At 61.4% G+C, this 3405-nt stretch carries 2 protein-coding genes and 1 pseudogene; all 3 read right to left on the bottom strand.

Going from position 1 to position 3405, the window contains the following annotated elements; translation table 11 throughout:
- The coding region (locus tag WBB95_RS09730; protein ID WP_424487391.1) for a hypothetical protein at positions 1 to 1233 on the bottom strand (1233 nt) is incomplete at its 3' end.
- An 18-nt stretch (positions 1234 to 1251) separates the two neighbouring features.
- Entirely contained in the window at positions 1252 to 2175 is a 924-nt protein-coding gene (locus WBB95_RS09725) for a hypothetical protein (protein ID WP_424487390.1), read from the bottom strand.
- A gap of 59 nt (positions 2176 to 2234) precedes the next feature.
- Positions 2235 to 3405: pseudogene (locus tag WBB95_RS09720) on the bottom strand (hypothetical protein); the annotation flags it as partial.

Here is a 3405-nt window from a genome sequence, read left to right as displayed (position 1 = left end):
GTAAGAGAAGTCGGACTTGAACGGGCTCTTCACCGCATTCGCCATGGAGTGGCAGTTCATGCAGCTGCTGTTGGGCTGGATATAACTTTCCATGGTCACGTTGGCCGACAACGACGGCGTCGGCTGGCCCAGGGGGTTGCTGGGGTTGTTCGGCATCAGCGGGCGCTGGGTGGTGATGAGCTGGTAATACTTCAACACGCTGCGTTGCAGGCCTGGGTTGGCCTGGTAGTTGGCGTTGACCCAATTGGTCGCGCTGGCGATTGGCGTCACCCGGTTCAGCGGGTTAGGTGTCTTGAAGGTGGTCCCGGGCTTGGGCACGCACACCAGTTGCGTGCCTTGGGTTTGCCAGGTGCACGGCGACTGATTCAACGTGGCGGCGGGCGCCAGCGGGGTGAAGTAGGAATAGGCGATGCCGGTGGCCGGCTGGTCGACCCACTGGCCATTGACCAGGGCTTTGGGCGGCACGTTTTCAATTTGCTCGAAGGTCGACCAGATCCACTGCGGGTAGCCGTTGACCTTGGTGATGATATGCAGGCCCACCAACCCCAGGTACGCCTCGGTCACTCCGGTGCGCTGGCCCTGGCTGTTGAACGTGGCCACGCGTGCGAACTGGGTCAGGTAGTGGCTGGCATTGTCGCGCGGCGTGAGGATGCGCCAGCTCGATTTGATCTCGATGACGCCATTGGGGAAGTTGATGTTGTTGGCTTTGGACACCACATTCGCGTTGTAGAAGGTGTTGCCCACGATGTAGTTGTAGGACGTCTGGTTGGCCGAAATATCGTAGTAGGTCGGGTTACCGGCCTGGTCGATCAGCCAGCCACCCACGGCCTGGTCGATGGAGTTGACCAGCGAGCTGTTCTTCAACGCGGCGATGTTGATGATGCCCAGGCTCCTGGCCGTCAGCGGGCTGTTCCACGGTCCCGGGTTGGCGGCACCCGGCAGGAAGATTTCGCTGACGGTCTTGTAGGTCTGCCACACGGTGTAGCCGGCGTCGCCAGGCTGTTTGCTGCAATTGGGCGTGCCGCGCTGGCCGTCCTGGGCCGGCCAGTTCAGGGCGATAAACATCTGCCAGCTGTATTGGTCGAACTGATCCTGGCTGGCCGTGGCTGCCGGTGCACTGCTGGGCGGCTGGCAATTGAGTTGGGTGGCCACGGTGGCCGGCTGCGGCGCTTCCCGCGCCTGGGCCGACAGGCTGGCCAGCCCGAGTAACATCACACTCAGTAGCGTTTTCATGGCGATCCATCCTTGTGGTCAGGGCGTGCGCTGCATCAGCTGGTTCCATTGCGCTTTGCGGCCATTGCTCTGGGAAGCCGGCGGCTCGAACAATTGGCACGGCGGCGGGTTCGACGGGCACATGGCGGCGACTTGATCCCAGGTTTGGCGCGGGTCAGGTTTGGCGATGCGAAAGTTCGTGTAGTTCTGGCTGACGATGGGCGCATTGGCGACGCTGACGTCGCCGGAAAAGAAGAACGACTGCGGTGAGCGGTAGGGCGGTTGCCCACTCTGTTGCTTGTTGAACGCGTAGCCGAACAGGATCGGCCCCGCCGGTGATTGCAGGTCCAGGGCATAGGCCTGCACGCTGCCGCCGAGGTTCTGGCTGCGCGTGACGCTGTAGGGCAGGTGCTGGACGAAATCCTGGCGCGGCGGATGGTTCATCGGCGAAAACATGCAGCACGCCGGCATGTCTTTCGGACGGTCCTGCGGGTAGGTCAGGAAGTACGCCTTGTTGCCCAAAGACACGAACGAGCAGCTGTAGTTGTTGTTCTTGATCGGGAAGATCGGCAGGCAGTACTTCTCGTAGTGCTCCAGCATCGCGCCGAAACCGTCGCCATCCGCCGGAATATAGGTGGCGTCGTAGTAGCTGGTGCCCTGGGACACCGTGTAGTCAGCCGGTTTCAGCGTGGACGGCGGGTTGCTGTAGGGCGGCGGGTTTTTCTCATAGTTGTTCATCACCCGGTACATAGTCCAGTTGCTGATCCATTGCGCGGGAAAGAACGGGTCGGACGGCTCGCCGGGCAAGCGTTTGGCGATGCAATTGCCGTTCTGTTCGTTGCACCCTTCGCTGTTATGCACCCCATTGGTGAAGTACACGGCGCCGCTGTCGTCGGCGGCAAACGCGGCGGGGCTGAGCAACAGCATCAGCAACAACAGCCGGCTCAAGAGGTTGGCGTTCATAGACACACTCCTTTGAAATCCGGGTAACAGGCGCGTCACCCGGTGGTCCTGTTTGTGGCTTACGAGTAGTCACTCATGCTGAGCGGCACAGGCGGGTAATTGCGCTTCACCAAGGCCTGCGCCCACAGCTCCAGCACGGCGCGACGGCTTTGTGGCATGTCCCGCGTGATGGGCATGGCCAGCGTGCTTTCTTCCTGGTACGCCTTGCTGATAAGTACGATCAGTTGGTCGACGGCGCCTTCGATGCGCGTCAGGTTATTGAGCGGCATGTACTTGCTCATGATCGGATAGAGGTAATAGAACGGCTGCAGGATGAAGGGGTAGATGAAGCTCTCCCAGATCAGCGTGCCGGCGTTCTGGTTCATGTAGATCTTGTTCCACGCGGTGACGAAATCCTGCTGCATCTGCGGCTCCAATGGCAGCACGCGCAGCGGTGCGAGGAAGTCGGTGTAGGCCTGGCCCAGCGGGAAGCTGAATGGAATGGTGGGCGCTTGCTGACCTTGCTGCAGGAAGAAGCGCAAGGTCGGAAAACCCGGCGCCTGGGCCGTGACGGTCAGCTTGGCGATGCCGTTGGCGTCGGTCTGGATCTTGGTGAGGCTGTATTGCACCGCGCTGTTCAGCGGGTCTTGCAGGGTGCCTTGCATCGCAACCGGGTCGGCGAACGTGAGGGTCGGGCTCAAGGCCACAGACGCCGGCGTCGGCAGGAATTGCTGGTAAGTCACCGGCGTCATTTGGTCGACCGACACCGCAAGCCGCGTCGCCATCAACTGGCGCCCCGTGCCATCGGTCACCTGGCTGAGCAGCGTCGGCGCGCCTTTGAACTGTGGCAGGTTGGCGCTGTTGTTCGCCGGGTTGGCCGGGTCGTTGTTGAACAGCGTGAAATCGGCGTTGTTGCTGAAGGCCAGGTAGTAATCGGTGGTGCAGAGCATGTAGGCGTTGCCGTATTCCGCTACCCACAACACCGTGTCGGCCGGGGCGGGCTGGCCATCGTATTGCACCATGATCTGCAGTGTCTTGGTGTCGCCCACGTCGATAAAGCCGGCGCTCTCTACCACCTCGGCGGTCCACATCTGCTGGGTTGCAGCAATGACCGTCGTAGCGCCTTGCAGCCGCAATTCCAGGCTGCCGGTTTGCAGCTGGTTTTGCGCCTGGACGGTGAGGGGCAGGTCGAGAATGCCTGCGTGTTTGTCGAACTGCGCCTGTTGGTAATCGTCATAACCGAAACTGGCC

Source organism: Pseudomonas sp. (assembly GCF_049645325.1).
In the GTDB taxonomy this organism is placed as follows: Bacteria; Pseudomonadota; Gammaproteobacteria; order Pseudomonadales; family Pseudomonadaceae; genus Aquipseudomonas.
This window is presented reverse-complemented; position numbering and strand designations above follow the sequence as displayed.

What these genes read in the sequence shown, in the direction of transcription:
- WBB95_RS09725 (WP_424487390.1), bottom strand. Translation starts at nt 2,175, where the DNA reads ATGAACGCCAACCTCTTGAGCCGGCTGTTGTTGCTGATGCTGTTGCTC.